Source organism: Streptomyces sp. MNU76 (genome assembly GCF_020982545.1).
Taxonomy (GTDB): domain Bacteria; phylum Actinomycetota; class Actinomycetes; order Streptomycetales; family Streptomycetaceae; genus Streptomyces.
In genome coordinates, this window is record NZ_JAJKLK010000006.1 from 420,337 (window position 1) to 436,595 (window position 16,259).

Annotated in this window: 11 protein-coding genes and 2 pseudogenes; 9 read left to right on the top strand and 4 right to left on the bottom strand. The window is 73.4% G+C overall.

The features are described 5' to 3' along the window. Nucleotides 1-201: 201 nt before the first annotated feature. From E4N62_RS17170 to E4N62_RS48730, 3 genes are all read left to right on the top strand, one after another. Nucleotides 202-2,187, top strand: a complete 1,986-nt coding sequence (locus E4N62_RS17170) for an Ig-like domain repeat protein (protein ID WP_230215408.1) — start codon at nucleotides 202-204, stop codon at nucleotides 2,185-2,187. Nucleotides 2,188-2,423: 236 nt separating this feature from the next. Further along, nucleotides 2,424-3,170 (top strand): response regulator transcription factor, encoded by a 747-nt coding sequence (locus E4N62_RS17175; RefSeq protein WP_230215410.1) that lies wholly within the window; start codon nucleotides 2,424-2,426, stop codon nucleotides 3,168-3,170. Between the two features lie 371 nt (nucleotides 3,171-3,541). Then, the gene (locus E4N62_RS48730) at nucleotides 3,542-4,561 is read left to right on the top strand and encodes a sensor histidine kinase KdpD (RefSeq protein ID WP_230215412.1); all 1,020 of its coding nucleotides are present in this window, start codon (nucleotides 3,542-3,544) and stop codon (nucleotides 4,559-4,561) included. Nucleotides 4,562-4,891: 330 nt separating this feature from the next. Here E4N62_RS48730 and E4N62_RS17185 read toward each other — a convergent pair. Together E4N62_RS17185 and E4N62_RS17190 are read right to left on the bottom strand one after the other, a co-directional pair. Then, nucleotides 4,892-6,116, bottom strand: a pseudogene (locus E4N62_RS17185) (hypothetical protein). Between the two features lie 119 nt (nucleotides 6,117-6,235). Continuing rightward, nucleotides 6,236-7,462 carry a PP2C family protein-serine/threonine phosphatase gene (locus tag E4N62_RS17190; protein WP_230215571.1) on the bottom strand — a complete coding sequence of 409 codons (1,227 nt, stop codon included), beginning with the start codon at nucleotides 7,460-7,462 and terminating at the stop codon, nucleotides 6,236-6,238. Between the two features lie 289 nt (nucleotides 7,463-7,751). On the opposite strand from E4N62_RS17190, the gene E4N62_RS17195 reads away from it, so the two are divergent. Further along, nucleotides 7,752-8,246 (top strand): hypothetical protein, encoded by a 495-nt coding sequence (locus tag E4N62_RS17195; RefSeq protein WP_230215414.1) that lies wholly within the window; start codon nucleotides 7,752-7,754, stop codon nucleotides 8,244-8,246. Between the two features lie 35 nt (nucleotides 8,247-8,281). On the opposite strand, the gene E4N62_RS17200 is transcribed toward E4N62_RS17195, so the two are convergent. Next, the gene (locus E4N62_RS17200) at nucleotides 8,282-8,806 is read right to left on the bottom strand and encodes an SH3 domain-containing protein (protein ID WP_230215416.1); all 525 of its coding nucleotides are present in this window, start codon (nucleotides 8,804-8,806) and stop codon (nucleotides 8,282-8,284) included. Between the two features lie 225 nt (nucleotides 8,807-9,031). Here E4N62_RS17200 and E4N62_RS17205 point away from each other — a divergent pair, with 225 nt between their 5' ends. Then, nucleotides 9,032-9,970 carry a hypothetical protein gene (locus tag E4N62_RS17205; RefSeq protein WP_230215418.1) on the top strand — a complete coding sequence of 313 codons (939 nt, stop codon included), beginning with the start codon at nucleotides 9,032-9,034 and terminating at the stop codon, nucleotides 9,968-9,970. Here the strand turns inward: E4N62_RS17205 and E4N62_RS17210 are convergent. Continuing rightward, nucleotides 9,885-11,293: pseudogene (locus E4N62_RS17210) on the bottom strand (PLP-dependent aminotransferase family protein). The gene E4N62_RS17205 and the pseudogene E4N62_RS17210 overlap by 86 nt on opposite strands. A gap of 236 nt (nucleotides 11,294-11,529) precedes the next feature. Here E4N62_RS17210 and E4N62_RS17215 point away from each other — a divergent pair. From E4N62_RS17215 to E4N62_RS17230, 4 genes are all read left to right on the top strand, one after another. Then, entirely contained in the window at nucleotides 11,530-12,216 is a 687-nt protein-coding gene (locus E4N62_RS17215) for an alpha/beta fold hydrolase (RefSeq protein WP_230215420.1), read from the top strand. Between the two features lie 177 nt (nucleotides 12,217-12,393). Further along, nucleotides 12,394-12,849: a hypothetical protein gene (locus E4N62_RS17220; protein ID WP_230215421.1), complete on the top strand. Its 456-nt coding sequence runs from the start codon at nucleotides 12,394-12,396 to the stop codon at nucleotides 12,847-12,849. A 227-nt stretch (nucleotides 12,850-13,076) separates the two neighbouring features. Beyond that, nucleotides 13,077-14,114, top strand: a complete 1,038-nt coding sequence (locus E4N62_RS17225; protein ID WP_230215422.1) for an endonuclease/exonuclease/phosphatase family protein — start codon at nucleotides 13,077-13,079, stop codon at nucleotides 14,112-14,114. A 57-nt stretch (nucleotides 14,115-14,171) separates the two neighbouring features. Continuing rightward, nucleotides 14,172-16,163, top strand: coding sequence for an FUSC family protein (locus E4N62_RS17230; RefSeq protein ID WP_230215423.1), 1,992 nt, complete (start codon nucleotides 14,172-14,174; stop codon nucleotides 16,161-16,163). The last annotated feature ends 96 nt before the right edge of the window (nucleotides 16,164-16,259 follow it).

The window sequence follows — 16,259 nt, forward strand, 5'->3', positions numbered from 1 at the left end:
CGCCGGAGTGGACGTCCGCCCCGTAAATCCGTTGAGTTCCCGGCCACCCCCTGTGACGCTCTTGTCAGTGGCATGACTTACTCTTCGCTCACGCGTCACAGGATTCACACGCGCGGCACAGGTCGAACACACCGGCCCCGCGCGACGGCCTCCGGCGACGCGCCCATTTCTTTCGTTCCGGGGGGTTCGAAACCTGTGCGTATGCGCACTCTTCCGGCTGCCACCGCGTTGGCAGTCCTCTTCAGCTCGGCCGCGCTCACGGTCGGTACGGGCGCGCCCGCCGCGGCCGACAGCAGCAGAATCGTGCCGGTCAGGTCGGCGGGCGACTTCCTCGTGGACGGCGCCCACCAGCGGGTCTTCGTCAGCGACCCGTACAGCGGCAAGGTAGTCGCCACAACCTACTCGGGCACCGTCCTCGGCACCGTCGCCTCCCTGCCCGGGGTGACGGGCCTCGCCCTGTCCGCCGACTCGGGCACCCTCTACGCGGCCGTGCCCGGCGCCGACGCGATCGTGGCCATCGACGCCGTCGGCATGACCGAGGCCGGGCGGTACGCGACCGGCGACGGTACCAAGCCGACCCACCTCGCCCTCGCGGGCGGCAAGGTCTGGTTCGGGTACGGCGACAAGGAGCACGGGGACATCGGTTCGCTGGACGTCTCCGGTGAGCAGCCGGTGGTGGCGCTCGGCCAGGACGCCGACACCGACTGGACGGGCGCGCCCCGGCTCGCCGTGTCCCCGGCCGACCCGGACGTGGTGGCCGCTGCCTCCCCGGAGGTCTACTGGTTCAACCTCGCCGTGTTCGACGTCTCCGGCACCACGGCCGTGCGTACCGCGCGCGTCGGCGGTCCGGGTGAGTCCGGCAAGACCAACGACCTCGCCTTCACGCCCGACGGCAGCCGACTGATCACCGCCGAGGCCGGCAACCAGCACAAGGTGTGGCAGACGTCCGACCTCGCGCAGGTCGGCTCGTACACGACGGAGCACCACCCGAACTCGGTGGCGATCGCCCCGGACGGGACCCTCGCCGCCGGGACCAGCTCCCCGTACGACCCGGACATCTACGTGTTCACGCCGGGTACGACGACGCCCGTGCGGGAGTACGAGCTGCCGGACACCGACACGATCAGCGGCTCCGACGACCTCGCCGACGGCGGGCTCGCCTGGGAGCCGGGCGGCAGCAGGCTGTTCGCGCTGACGGGGAACTACGACGGCGAGTACAGCCTCCGCGTCTACGACGACCCCACCAAGTCCAAGCCGACCCTGACGGTCAGCGCCCCGGCGACGGCCACCCGTGCCAAGCCGCTCACGGTATCCGGCACCCTGACGGCCACGCTGCCGCTGCCCGCCGGCACCCCGCTCACGGTCACCCGCGCCGACATCGAGTCCCCGAAGGGCAAGTCGCTCGGCACCAAGACGCTGGGCACGGGCGGCAAGTTCTCCTTCACGGACACCCCGCCGGCCGGCGGCAAGGTCACCTACAAGGTGTCGTACGCGGGCGACGCGCAGCACACCGCCGCGTCCGCCTCCCGCTCCGTCGAGGTCTCCCGGGCGACACCCGCGCTGACGCTGGACAAGAACCGCAAGACCTACGCGTACGGCGCGGACGTGAAGTTCACCGCGCGCCTCGGCACGACCTACAAGAACCGCAAGGTCGAGATCTGGGCCGACCCGTACGGCTCGGACAAGCCGAACAAGCTGGTGAAGTCGGGGACGGTGAACTCCAGCGGCAACCTGTCGGTCACCGTCGACCTCAAGCGTGACACCAAGCTCTCGGTGAAGTTCGCGGGCGACGCGCGCTACAAGGCGAGGACGGTCACCAACACCGTCTACACCAAGGTCGCCATCTCGTCGTCGATCTCGGGCCATTACAAGACCCGGACGGCCTGGGGCCAGAAGTACCACTACATCCGCAAGTCCAAGGACCCGGTCCTGAAGACCACGATGTCGTACTACCCGGACCGCAAGCAGCGCCTCCAGCTGCAGTTCCACTACGACGGCGCCTGGCGGGACTGGGGCAGCGAGTACTTCCCCCTCGGCACCGCGGGCAAGTCCGACGTGACCCTCACCGGCACACCGACCACGAACGTCCGCCTGCGCTTCCGCTCGGAGTACCACGACACGACGTCCGGCGACAACGTCAACACCACGACGTACGGGGCCTGGAAGTACTTCATCTACACCAGCTAGCCCGCGGGGGCGCCCCCGCCCGGACGCCCTTCGCACCTGTGGCCCGTGACGTCGGACGTCGCGGGCCACAGGTGTGTCACGCCTCGACGGCCTCGCGACGGCGGACCGTCCGCCAGGAACGAGCCGTTCCGAATGATGGCCGAAGCGGTCTCCCTTACCTGCCGGTACGTGTGACGATACGGCCCTGTTCGAATCTTGAGACCTCGATCGAGGCCACGGTCACAAAGGAACAGGACATGACCACGCCTGTGCCCTCCGCTCCCTCCACACCCTCACCAGCGGCTTCGGCCGCCCCGACCGCGCGGCTCCTCATCGTCGACGACGAGGAGGGGATCCGCTCCATGCTGACGATGGCGCTGGAGTTCCTCGGCTACCGGGTGACCTCCGCGGCCACCGGCCGCCAGGCCCTGCAGGCCGTCACCCGATACGACCCCGATCTGATCCTCCTCGACGTCAACCTGCCCGACCTGAGTGGTTTCGACGTGTGCCGGAACCTGCGCGACCGGGGCAACGCTGTCCCCGTGCTGTTCCTCACCGGGCTCGGCGGGGTCGACGACCGGGTGCGCGGGCTGGACATGGGCGGCGACGACTTCGTCACCAAGCCGTTCGAACTGAAGGAGATCGCCGCCCGGGTCCGCGCCCTGCTGCGCCGGGCCGGCGGCGGCCACTCCGCGCCCGACGGCAACCGCAACCGCCTTCGTGCCGGCGCGGTCCAACTGGACGCCGAAGCCCACCAGGTCTGGGCCGACGGCCGCCCCGTCGACCTCACCACCACCGAGTTCGCCCTGCTGCGCTACCTCATGGAGAACCCCGGGCGCGTCCTGTCCCGGCGCCAGATCCAGGAACGGGTCTGGAACCACCGTGACGAGGGGTCCGGCGTCGTCGACACGTACATCTACTACCTGCGCCGCAAACTGGGCGAGCCGGGTCAGTCCCTCATACGAACGGTCAGAGGAGTGGGCTACCAACTGTGCGCCAACTGAACGAGACCACCGTTTCCGGGCCGGCCGCGGGCGGGTTGTGGCCATGAGCGGGTTCACCGGGCTGGGGGAGAGCATCCGGGCGGTCGGGCTGCTCGCGCCGGGTGACACATGCTCCCGGCCCCTCCCCGGCCGCCCGCTCCCGCCCGTCGAGCAGCCGATCCGCCCCCACCGCACCGGCCGACGCACCGTCGGCTTCTGGCTGATCGCCACGATCACGACCCTGGGCGCCGTCGCCGCCCTCTCCGCCCACACCCTCGCCCAGCACCTCACGGCCCGCACCGACCAGGAAATAGCAAGAGCCAGCGCCTTCGGCGGCGCGATCGCCCGAGTCCGACCCGCCCCTCGACCCGCCCCTCGACAAGAACGGGCTCGTGCTCGTGCTCGATATGCGCGGGCGGGTCGTCGCGCGTCACCCCGGGGGCGACGATCTGCCCGCGTTTCCGGTGCTCACCGCCGACCGGCTGAAGGCGTACGCCACCCGGTCGGCGCCCTCCGCGTTCGGGGAGAGTTATCGGGCGAAGGTGGTACGCAGGGCGGAGGTGGGCCGGGACCACCAGGGCGGGTACGTCGTCACCGCGAGATCCACCGCCGACGACCGCCGGGCCGTCGAGCGCCTGCTCCAGGTCGAGACGGCCGCCGCCCTCCCCCTCCTGGCCACCGTCCTGATCGGCGCCCGCCGCCTCGGTCGCCGCGAGGTCAGGGAACGGCAGGACACCGAGCGGCGGCTGCGCGAGTTCATGGCGGCCGCCGGGCACGAACTGCGCAACCCCCTGACCACGATCTCCGGTTACGCCGAACTCGCCCGGCTCGGCGACGCCGGGCACGAACCGATGCGGCAGGAGGCGCTCGGCCGGATCACCACCGAGGTCGGCCGTATGAGCACGCTCATCGACGAGCTGGTGCTGCTGACCCGCCTGGACTTCGGCCAGCCGCTCCGGCTGACCTGCGTGGATCTGGCCCAGCTGTGCCGCGACGCGGTCTCCGCCGCCCGCGACTGCCACCCCGACCGTCCCGTACGGCTGCTGCTGGCCCCTGGCGACCACACGGTCACCGGCGACCCCTTGCGACTGCACCAACTGGTCGCCAACCTCCTGGCCAACGCCCGCGTGCACACGCCACCGGGGACGACGACCACTCTGGGGCTCGGGACGGAGGACGGCCACCGGGTCATCGAGGTGCTGGACGACGGCCCGGGCATCCCCGACGAACTCCGCGCCCGGCTCTTCGACCCCTTCGTACGCGGCGAGGAGACCCGGGCCGCGGGCAGCGGACTCGGCCTCAGCATCGTGGCGGCGATCGCGACGGCCCACGGGGGCGTGGTCACCCTGGAACCGTCCGAACCCTCGCACCGGGGCGCCTGGTTCAGGGTCCGCATCCCGGCGCCGTCGTGAGCCGCCCGGCCCGGGGCCCCTCCGACGGGCTCTCACCCAAGGGTGGTGACCGGCGGTGGACCTTGCCAACGGCTGGGGAGTTTCTGATCGATCTCTGATGCGGCTCCGATCCGTTTCGGAGCGACGAGCGCTTAAGTGATCGACGTGCGGTGCCGCACCGTGTACGCACGGTGCGACCTCGTACAACTCCCCCTCCGAGGTCGGCCCGGTAAGCGCCCTGATCGACGGCTCATCGATCTACGACGAACGGAACGACGGCTCATCGACCGGCTCGGCTCAACCGGGTACGTGCTGGGCCGACCTCACTTGAGCCCCCCCTCGCGCCCCCACCTACGCGGGCTGCCGCCGCAGTTCCGCCAGGTGCTGCCGGGCGTGCTCCACGGCCCCGGTCCGGCGCCCGGGGACCCTGCCGCGCAACTCCACGAACTCGACGCCGAGTTGGTGGGCACGCGCGGTGTCCGTGATCAGGCTCCACTGATGGTGCGCGCGGTCGACCGCGGCCTCCACCACCGGGTCCTGGGCCGCCCGCCCCGCAGCGAGCCGCGCCCGGGCGACCCCCATCCAGGCGGCGCAGCTGCCCGCCGGGTCCCCCGCGAACATGGCGAGATCGGCCCGCACCTCCCGCCAGTGCAGCACCTCCTCCGACCCGTCCCCGAACTCCCGCAGGGCCCCCTGCTCCCACCGAGCGGCGAGGCGTCGGCCTCACCGTGCCGTCCCGCCCCGACGGCCGCGCTGATGGCATCGTGCGGATCGACGCCGGCCTCCCCGACGTCCGCAGCCTCCCCGGCCGCCGGGGTCACGGGCGCGGGCGGGAGCTCGGGGCGGCCGACCGGGACCGGGGCACAGCCCCTGGGGACGGGGACGGGCAGGGGCAGCGGGTGCGGGGGCAGCGGGTGCGGCAGCGCCGAACGCGGCACCAGCCCGGGCGCCCGTCGCGTCGTAGGAGAGCACCAGGTCGCCGTAACCCCCGTCCTGGCGAGCACCTGCTCGTGCAGGACGGCCTCCGGCCGCTGCCCGCTCCGCAGTATCGTCGCCAACGCCTTCATGTACGCCGGCACGGCCACCCCCGCCGCACCCCACCGACCGGCGGCGCGACCCGCCCGTACACACTCACCCCCGGCCCGAGCGCCAACGGTCGCCCGGCCAGCTGCTGCCACACCTCCGCGTCGGCGTGCAGATCGACGAACAGCGTGGTGGACCCGGGCGTCCGCAGCCGCAGCTCCTCCACGATCCAGTGCCAGGGGAACGCGGTGTAGCGCACGGTCGCCGGAGTCGTTCGCGCCAGCGCCAGATGCACGAGCCGCTGCTTGCGGTCGAGTTGCAACTGCCCGGCGAGATACACGGTGAGCGGGCCGGGCGCGGTGGCCGCCGCGCGCAACCGTGTCAGGACGGCCTGGGGCTCCAGCGGATCGGCCAGCTCCACGACGTTCGCCGTGGCCGTGCCGGACAGCACCTCGGGTGTGACGGCCGCCAGTACGGGGAGCACGGAGGCCGCGTCCACCAGGCACCCCATGCCCATGGGCGAGGCCGCGAGCAGCAGCACCGTTCCCGGCATCGTTCCCTCCCCGTCGATCACGTGCACCAGCCAGCACGGTAACCGCTGCGCGTGCAAAGGGGGAAAGGAGCGGGACGAAAGCGGAGGCGGGCGCCCCGCGTGAACCGGCGGAGCATCGCTCACTTCGGCGCGCTCGGCGCCCGCCGCACCGGCGCCGACGCCCGCCGCACCGCGAAGATCGTCGTGTCGTCGTCGAGGAAGCCGCCGGTGTGGGCGAGGACGCCGTCCCGGACGAGCCGGACCAGGGACTCCGGGGCGAGCGCGGGCGCCCCGGCGGCGAGAGCGCGGGTGAGGTACTCGCGGAGCGGGAAGAAGACGCCGCGCCCGTCGCGCGCCTCCGTCACCCCGTCCGTGACCAGGAGCAACGTCTCGTCGGCGGCGAGCCGCACCGTGGCCGTCCGGGTCTCCGGCGGGGCCAACTCGCCCAGCCCCAGCGGCAGTCCGTCCGGCAGCGGGAGGAAGCGCACGCCGTGGGGGGAGAGCAGCAGCGGGGGTTCGTGGCCGAAGTTGACGACGTCCACGGTGAGCGCGTCGAGCCCCGTGAGGTCCGGGCCCCAGTCGGTGCGCTCGCTACGCAGTTCGGGGAAGTCCAGCAGGACGGCGGTGGCGAAGCGTTCGGCGTCGTCGCGGCCGACGTGCGCGCAGTAGCGCACGTGGCGGACCATCCGGGTCTCCAGCCGCTCGGCCACGGTGACCGGTTCGGCCTCGTGGTACGCGGCCTCGCGGAACGTGCCGAGCAGCACGGAGGCCGCCTCGACCGCCGCGAGCCCCTTGCCCTGGACGTCGCCGATGACGACGCGCGTGCCGTAGGGGCTGGGCTGTATGTCGTAGAAGTCGCCGCCGACCCGGGCCTCGCTGTCGGCGGCGAGGTAGATCTCGGCGTGGTCGAGGCCGCCGACGTCCGGCGGGAGCTGGCGCAGCAGGATACGGCGGGTGGTGTCGACGACGGCCCGCATGTGCAGCATCCGCTCCTGCCCGCGCAGCCGCACCGCGCAGACCAGCACGGACAGGATGCCGCCCAGGGTGACGAGGACGAAGTCCGGCAGGCCGGTGGGCTCCTGGTGGGACCAGGAGCTGTCGCCCACGATGTACATGAGCATCGCGAGCGCCGCGAACAGCGCGGTCGTCCACACCCGGCAGACCGCGGCGGCCGTGCCCGGGACGAGCACCAGCCAGGAGATGACCCGGAAGTCGCCGCTGGTGAACCAGTCGACCACCGGTACGGCCAGCAGCACGACCAGCGGCGGCAGCCAGGCGACGTTCCGCCCGTGGATCCGCAGCGGCTGCTGCCGCGCGACGGGGTCCGGCTCCCGGCGCCCGAGCGGCACCGGCATCCGCATCCGCATGCCCCACAGCGAAACACGCCCCACGCCCCCGCATCCCGGCCCACCACGGCCGTGCCCCATGACGGCCGCAGGCCGTCCAGGGCGCGGGGAACTGCGCGATCAGCCCCGACGAAGCCGCAGCCGCCCGCCCACGAGCTCCCCGAGCTGTCAGGCGTCCCCGCAGCGACCCTGCCCAGGTCTCCCCACCCCCGTAAGAAACCCCCACCCCCGACTTGCCAGCGCCCCTCCCCAGGTGTGCTCTGGAAGACGGGGCGGAGACTGACGGGGGAGGCAAGAGAGGAGTGCTCCCATGGCTCAGACGGCACCCACTCCGGGACACCCGGGGATCCCGGGCGGACCCTCGGCCCAGGGCGGCCCCCCGGCCCCGGCCAGGTCGGCGGCGCCGGCCTCGCCCGATGTCTTCAGTGAGCGCACGCACCGGCTCACGAACCTGATCCTGCCCGTGGTCCTCGGCCTCGTCTACGGCTACTGGGCCGCGGCGATGAACCGTGACGCCGGCCCCATCACCGGCTGGAACGTCCTCTTCGGCTTCGTGACAGCGTTCGTGTTCGCGGCGCTCTACATCGCCGTACAGACCGTGGCACCCCGGCTGCGCCGCGAACCGCACGCCCTCCTCTGGGCCGCCTTCGCGGGCTGCGCCTTCGGCTTCCTCTACAGCCAGGCCACCCAGCACACCGTGGTGCGCTCGACGCTCATGTCCCTCGGTATCGCGGCGGCGGTCTTCGCGGTGACCTTCTACCGCTACTACACCCACGAGGACGCGACCGGTCACCGCCGGCGCTGACCGGTCCGGTCAGCGCGAGCGACGCGTCGGCCCGCTCACTCCTCCTCCCACTCCCAGGTGCCGGAGGCAGTGAACGTCCACGTGAACGAGACGGACCCGGAACCGTGCCCGTCCTGGCAGGGATCACAGTCCTTCCAGCTCGGGCACGGATCCGTGCAGTTCGGCACCGAGCGGCCGTGCGTGTCGACGTACACCGCGCTCGCCCAGCCGCGGACGTCCCCGAGCCAGTACCAGTGCGGGTCGCCGAACACCTTCTGGCCCCGGACCTCGCAGTCGACGACGGCCCGGCTGCCCGGCGCGAGGGAGCCGACGACCCGGGAGTCCGTGGTCGGCTGTGCGCGGAGGTTGAGGTCACCGCCCGAGACGACCGTGCCGCGGACGGAGCCGTCGGAGGCGGCCGCCGCCGTGGTCCCGAGCGCCGTCACCGCGAGCACACCACCGGTGACACCGGCCGCGACGAGCGCCCGCAGGGCCGAAGTGCCCAGGGGACTCGGGGAACTCGGGGAACAGGGGGAACAAGGGGAAGCGGACGACTTCGGAGTACGCGGATCACTACGCATGCTTGGCCTCCTCGACACCCCCTTCGCCACCCCCTGTCACTCTTCCTCCAGGTAACACCCGTTCGAGTGAGCGCTCCACCGGAGAGACACCCGCCACCGCCCTTGCCACCATGGGAGCCGCTCCTCCCCGGTCCCCTCCCCGTTCGGCTTGTCCTGGGGGGCCATTCGCAGTCACGTCCGTCGGGAGCGCTCGCGAGGTCGTGGGCGGAGGTCTTGCCTGGAGGGGTGTCCCACCGAGTCCGTGGCGCCCTGTCGGCCGTACTGACCGCGCTCGCCTGCCTGCTCACGCCGGTGGGCGCGCTGTCCGCGTGGGCGACGTACGAGCTCGCGGACCGGACGCGCTACGAGGCGGTCATGGCGCCGCTGGCGACCGACCCGGCCGTACGGGAGGCGCTGGCGGACGCGGTCGCCGCCGGCATCCTGCGCGAGGTCCGGGTCGGGCCGCCACTGCGGCAGCCGGTACGGGAGTTCACCCACGACGCGGCGCACTCCTTCACCCAGACCGAGGCGTTCCGCATGGCCTGGCACATGGTGAACCGGGCGGCGCACGACGCGGTCCTGAGGGCGGTGCGCGCCGAGGACGCGGACGGCGCGGGCGCGGGCGGGCCCGGCGTCGGCGGGCCGCGGGGGGTGACGCTCGACCTCGCGCCGGTCGGCGAGCGGGTCAAACGTCAACTCGTGCGCGACCACGTGCCGTTCGCCCATCGCATCCCGGTCGCGCGCACCGAGGTCGAGGTCCTGTCGGCCACGGAACTGGTCCAGCTTCGAAAGGGGTATCGCGTGCTGGAAATCGCCGCGTTCTGGCTTCCGGTCGGTGCGCTCGCACTGGCCGCCGGTGGTGTGCTCGTCGCCACGCAGCGCCGTCGGGCCGTCTGTGCGACGGGTCTCGGCGCGGCGCTCGGCGGCGCGCTGCTCGGCGTCGCCGTGGCCCTCGGCCGCCACCTCACGCTCGCCGACCTGCCGCCGGACGTCTCCCCGGCTGCCGCGGGTGCCGTCTACGACGCGCTCACGGCCACCCTGCGCACGGTGACCTGGGGGCTGGTGCTGCTCGGCACGACCGTGGCCGCCGGCGCCTGGCTCACGGGCCACCTCGTGCGACATCGCCGAGCGTCCGCAGCGCCCCCGCCAGCACCGGCGGAGGAACCGACGCGAGCCCGAGCCTGACGCAGTCGGCGGCGGCCGCGGCCTGGCCCGCGAACACCCCCGACCCGCGCCGCACCCCCGCGACACGGAACGCCGGCCCCGGGGTGACCGCCACGCCCCGTGCGACCGCCGCCGCGCGGAACGTGTCCGCCCGCCAGGGCTCGGGCAGCTCCCACCACGCGTAGTAGGCCCGCGCGTCCCCCCGTACGGCGAACCCCGCGAGGTGCTCGGCGACCAGGCGCTGCCGTGCCGCCGCGTCGGCCCGCTTCGCCGCGACCAGCCGCGCGACCGTGCCGTCCCCGATCCAGCGCACCGCCGCCTCCAACGCGAACCGCCCCGCCGTCCAGCCGCCCGACCGCAGCGCGTCCGCCGCGCCCGCGACCCGGCCCTCCGGCACCACCAGGAACCCGACCGTCAGCCCCGGCGCCACCCGCTTGGACAGCCCGTCCACGACGAACACCCGCTCCGGCGCGTACGCGGCCAACGGCGGCAGCGCGCCCACATCGCCGACGGCCACCTCACCCGGTTCCCCACCCGGCGCCCCGCTCGCCAGGAACGACCAGATCCGGTCCTCGATCACCGGCAGGTCCAACTCCCGCACCACACCCGCGAGTTCGGCCCGGCGCCCCGCCCTCATCGTCACGGATGTCGGGTTGTGCAGCGTCGGTTGGACGTACACCGCCGACAGCGGCGCCGCCCGGTGCGCGGCGGCCACGGCCTCCGGCCGGAGCCCCTCCCCGTCCGTCGCGAGCGGCACCAGGGTGATCCCCAGCCGCCCGGCGATCTCCTTGACCAGCGGATACGTGAGGGACTCGACGCCGACGCGCCTCCCGGGCCGTACGAGGTGGGCGAGGGCCGCGGCGATGGCCTGGCGGGCGTTCCCCGCGAAGAGGAACCGGCCCGGGTCCGGGCGCCAGCCCGCCGTGGCGAGCAACCCGGCCGCCGCCTCGCGCGCGGCGGCCGTACCGGTCGCGGGGGCGGTACTCAGCGCGTCCGTCAGCACGTCCGGCCGCAGCAACGGCGCCAGCCCGGTGGCCAGCAGCTCCGACTGGCCGGGCGCGGAAGGATAGTTGAGCTCCAGGTTCACCGGTGCCGAGCCCGCCGACTCCGCCAGCGCCCGCCCGGCCGGCGCCGTCGGAGCCGCCCGTACGAACGTCCCGCGCCCGACCTCCCCACCACCAGCCCGCGCCGCACCAGTTCCGCGTACACCCGCCCGGCGGTCGACCCGGCGATGCCCCGCCGCCGCGCGAACACCCGCTGCGGCGGCAGCCAGTCACCGGGTTGCAGCCGCCCGGTGGCGATGTCGTCCGCGATGCGATCGGCGATACGCCGGTAGTCGGCCACGGTCCACCCCTCCCCTCGCCCTCGCCCTCGCCTGCCTCTACGTCCCACCCCGGCCCCCGGCCATCACATTGCACCGAGGGCAAAGATCTTATTGCACCGAGGGTTGGGGCGTCCTAGGGTCGATGCCATGACCACCTTCCTCGCATACGAGGACAAGGGGAACCCGCTCTCGCGGTGGCCTGCCCGCCTCCCCCCTCCCCCTCGTCCTCATCCACGGCCACCCCTTCGACCGCACGATGTGGCACCCGCAGATCAGCGAGTTCTCCGCCGCGCGCCGCGTCATCGCCCCCGATCTGCGCGGCTACGGCCGGTCCCCCGTCGTCCCGGGCGTCACCCCGCTCTCCACCTTCGCCGAGGACATCGCGGCGCTCCTGGACGAACTCGGGGTCCCGGAGTTCGTCCTCGGGGGCCTCTCCATGGGCGGCCAGATCGCGATGGAGTGCTACCGCCTGTTCCCGCACCGGGTCCGCGGCCTGCTCCTCGCCGACACCTTCCCGGCCGCCGAGACCGAGGAGGGCAGACGGACCCGGAACGCCATGGCCGACCGGCTGCTGCGCGAGGGCATGGCGGGGTACGCCGACGAGGTGCTGTTCAGGATGGTCGCGCCGTACGCCGACGCGGAGGTCGCGGCCCAGGTGCGCCGCATGATGACGGCCACCGATCCCGAGGGCGCCGCGGCGGCCCTGCGCGGGCGGGCCGAGCGCCCCGACTACCGCGAGCTGCTGACCCGCGTCACCGTCCCGGCGCTGGTCGTCGTGGGCGCCGACGACGACTACACCCCGGTCTCCGACGCCGAGGCCATGCACGCCGCCCTCCCCGACTCCACCCTCCACGTCGTCGACGGCGCCGCCCACCTGCCGAACCTGGAACGCCCCGACGAGTTCAACAAGGCACTGGGGGCTTTCCTGGCCCGCCTGGACTGACCCTCCCGGGCTGTCCCTCCCGGGCTGACCCGCCTGGACCGAGCCGCACCGGGTTCCCCGTCCCGGCCCTCCCACACCCCCATCACCCCTTTCACCCATTCGGCCTACACCACGTGCGGCCCCCTCCCTGCCGCGTGAGCATGCGGGTGAGCTGTCCATCCGTCGGAGGAGGCCCTCATGGCCCAGCACAGCACCGCACCTCGCTCGAACGCCACGACGCAGGAAACGACCATGTCCCACCGGGGCGCCCGCTCGGAGTGGGCCCACGGCGGGACGGTCTTCGCCGGTGTCCTGATGATGGTCATCGGCGTCATGGGCATCCTCAACGGCATCGCCGGGATCGCCACGGACGACGTCTACGCGAACATCGGCAACTACGTCTTCGAGTTCAGCCTCACCACCTGGGGCTGGATCCATCTGGTGATCGGACTCTGCGTCCTGGGCACCGGATGGGGCGTCGTCCAGGGCCAGGACTGGGCCCGCGCGGTGGGGATCGCCCTGACCTCGCTGTTCGCCATCGAGTACTTCATGTTCCTGCCGTACGCGCCCGTCTGGTCGGTCGTCTGCATCGGCATCGCGGTCTTCGTGATCTGGTCCCTGGCGACGTCCCCGGACTTCAGTCACTCCGGCTGAACGCCGAGCGCCCGAGAGCTCGCGAGGACAACGGACCCACGGCACCTACGGCTGAGGGGCGAAGCCGGGCGCAGCCCCGGCTTCGCCCCTCAGGGGCGCGGGGAACTGCGCGAGCCCCACCCACCCGCACCCGCCCACGCACCGCACCCCGATCCCGCCCCCGGCGCAACCTTCCCCACCCCACCCGTCCTTAAAAGGACCCGCCAAGAACAGCGAAGGCACCGGCCGTGGAGAGCGCGACCATCGAACGGCCGGACCCCGCCCCGGAACCCGCACCGCAGACCGGGCCGCGCCCGCGCAAGCGGCACGGCGGCAAGGCCTTCCTCGCCACCCTGCTGCTCCTGGGCGTCACCCTCGTCGTCGGCTCCCGTGCCGCCGACATCGACGCCTTCACCCCGGTCCCCCAACTCCTCGCGTTCCTGCCCTGGCTGCTCGCCCCCACCGGCCTCGCCCTCCTCCTCGCCCTCCTCGCCCGCCGCTGGATCGGCCTGACCTGGGGCGTGGTGCTCCTCGGCGCGCTGGCCTGGTACATCGAGCCGTACGGCAAGGCGAGCGAGCCGACCGGGCCGGTGCTCGCCGAGGTGCGGGTGATGGCGTCGAACGTACAGTTCGGCCGTGGCACCGACGCCCTCGTCAAGGCCGTACGCCGCGAGCGCCCCGACATCGTCTTCGTCTCGGAGTGCGAGCTCACCTGCTCGGCCGAGCTGCGCGACAAGCTCGGCGACCTGAGCGGCCGGACCCCCGACTACCCGCACCGGCAGTCCGTCGAGGGCTACGGCTCCACCGGCTCCGTCATCCTCAGCCGGTACCCCCTGAAGTCCGCCGACCCGATCCCCGGCTCGATGGGCATGCCGGGCGCCGTCGCCGACGTCGAGGGCCACCGCGTCCGGCTTCAGCTGGCGCACCCGATGCCGCCGCTGCCGGGGCAGCTGGACACCTGGCGGCGGGAGCTCGGCGCGCTGCGCGCGTACGCGGCGAAGGACCCCCGGACGCCCACCATCGTGGCCGGGGACTTCAACGCCTCCCAGGACCACGCGGCCTTCCGCGCGATCCTCGACACGGGGATGCACGACGCCGCCCGGCTGACCGGACAGGACCGCCGGGCGACGTGGCCCTCCCGGACGACACCGAGGTTCGGCGCCCAGATCGACCACGTCCTCGTCTCCGAGGAGGACTTCTCCGCCCGTGAGGTCCGCTTCCGGGAGCTGTCCGGCACCGACCACAACGCCGTCGTCGTGGACCTCTCGCTGCACCGGCGCGGGTGAGCCGAAGGGGCAGGAACACCCCCGGAAACCTCCGATCACCCCGGCCATAATGGGCGCATGCCCCGCACGCTCCCCATCGGCCTCACCCCGCCCGACTGGCTGGTGCGGAACCTCCGGCCGCAGCCCGCGCCGGTCGACCGGCCGGCCGTCGCGCGCGCGGCGATCGCGCTGACGCTCCCGCTGGCGCTCGGCCTCGCCGCGGGCCGGCCCGAGTACGGCGCGCTCGCCTCGATGGGCGCCCTCTCGGGCGTCATCAGCGACACGGCGGCCGCGTACCGGATGCGGCTGCTGAACATCGCGGTCCCGCAGCTGTTCGCCGCCGTGGGCATCACGCTCGGGTCGCTGGTGTTCGGGCAGGGCTGGGTGACCGTCGGGGTCCTCACCGGGGTCGCGCTCGTCTCCGGGATGATCTCGTCGATCGGCGCCGTGGCCTCCGTGTCGGGGCTCCTCCTGCTGCTCAACTCGGTGATCGGGGCGGGGCTGCCGATGCCGGGCCAGTGGTGGCTGGCCCCGCTGCTGATGACCGGCGGCGGCTTCCTCGTCCTCGCGCTGGCCCTGCTCGCCTGGCCCCTCCGGGCGGGCGTACCGGAACGGGCCGCGGTCGCCGACACCTACCGCAAGGTCGCGGACCTCCTCGCCACCATGACACCGGACGCCGCCGACGCCACCCCGGGTTCGGCGGGCCCGCCGGGCGCCGACGAGAACTCCTACGACGACGCGCGGGTCCTGGTCACCCAGTCCCTCAACCAGTCCTATGACCTGGTCCTCGCCCGCCGCGCCCGGCACCACGGCCGCAGTCCCGAACTCGTGCGTCTGCTGGCCCAGTTGAACGCGATCACCCCGCTGGTGGAGGCCGCCCCGGCGGTACGGCTGTCCGGTCGACCGCTGCCCGCCGAGATCCCGGTGGCCGTACGGCACCTCGCGGAGGCCGTCGAGACGGGGTACTCGGGGCCGCTCGGGCTGCGGCTGCCGGAGCCCGGCGGCGCGACGGGACGGGCGGTCGACCAGGCCCTGCGGCACGCCGCCGACGTCGCCGCCGAGAAGTCGCCGGACGCGCTGCGGAAGGCCGGCGACCGGGCGGGCCGCCCCGCGCCGCTGGGTGTGCGCGCCGTCCGGGTCGCCCGGAACGTCGCCCTGTCCGGCACTTCCTGGCGCTACGGGCTGCGTCTCGCGCTGTGCATCGGCATCGCCCAGGCACTGGTCTCGCTGGTGCCCGTGCCACGCTCGTACTGGGTGGCGCTGACCATCACGTTCGTCCTGAAGCCGGACTTCGGGTCGGTGTTCTCCCGGGCGCTGCTGCGGGCGCTCGGCACGGTCGTCGGGCTGGTGGTCGCGGCCGGGGTCCTCACCCAGGTGCCGCGGGGCTGGTGGGACGTGCCGGTGATGCTGCTCCTCGCACCGCTCATCCCGGTCTTCACGCCCCGGGGCTACGGCTACCAGACGGCGGCCATCACCCCGGTGATCCTGCTGCTCTCCGACACCCTCAACCACCAGGGCACCGATCTGCTCGTCCCGCGTCTCGTCGACTCTCTCATGGGCTGCGCGATCGCCCTCGTCGCCGGCTATCTGCTCTGGCCGGAGAGCTGGCACGCCCGGGTGGGCGACCGGCTCGCGGACGCCGTCGCCGACACGGCCGCGTACGTCGAACGCGCCTTCGGTCAGTCCCCGGCGGACCCCACCGACCGGGCCCGGACCCGCCGCCGCCTCTACCGCGACCTCTCCACGATCCGTACGGAGTTCCAGCGGGCCCTGACCGAACCGCCGCCCGTCGGCCGGCGGGCCGCCGCCTGGTGGCCGCTGGTCGTGGCGGTGGAGCGGATCGTGGACGCGACGACGGCCGCCCGGGTCCGGACCAAGCAGGGCGCCGCATCGCCGTCCGCCGCCGAGGTCGACCAAGTCGCGCTTCAGCTAAGGGAGTTGGCGGACGGTCTACGGAGGACCGACACCCTCTACGCGGTGCGCTCCGACCTCGGCGGACCGCCGGACAGCGTGCTGGAGCCGCTCCGCCAGGAGGTGGCGGCGGCCCGGACGATCGCCTCGCCCCGCTGAGCCACGGTCTTTCCAGGTCAACCCGGCGCAGGGCGCCGGATCGTTACGTCATCCCCGCACGGGTGACGGGGGGCGAATGCGCAGCCGGAAAGCAGT

Coding starts and splice junctions, on each gene's coding strand:
- E4N62_RS17170 (WP_230215408.1), top strand. CDS start 202: ATGCGCACTCTTCCGGCTGCCACCGCGTTGGCAGTCCTCTTCAGCTCG.
- E4N62_RS17175 (WP_230215410.1), top strand. CDS start 2,424: ATGACCACGCCTGTGCCCTCCGCTCCCTCCACACCCTCACCAGCGGCT.
- E4N62_RS17190 (WP_230215571.1), bottom strand. CDS start 7,462: ATGCGGATGCGGATGCCGGTGCCGCTCGGGCGCCGGGAGCCGGACCCC.
- E4N62_RS17195 (WP_230215414.1), top strand. CDS start 7,752: ATGGCTCAGACGGCACCCACTCCGGGACACCCGGGGATCCCGGGCGGA.
- E4N62_RS17200 (WP_230215416.1), bottom strand. CDS start 8,806: ATGCGTAGTGATCCGCGTACTCCGAAGTCGTCCGCTTCCCCTTGTTCC.
- E4N62_RS17215 (WP_230215420.1), top strand. CDS start 11,530: ATGTGGCACCCGCAGATCAGCGAGTTCTCCGCCGCGCGCCGCGTCATC.
- E4N62_RS17220 (WP_230215421.1), top strand. CDS start 12,394: ATGGCCCAGCACAGCACCGCACCTCGCTCGAACGCCACGACGCAGGAA.
- E4N62_RS17230 (WP_230215423.1), top strand. CDS start 14,172: ATGCCCCGCACGCTCCCCATCGGCCTCACCCCGCCCGACTGGCTGGTG.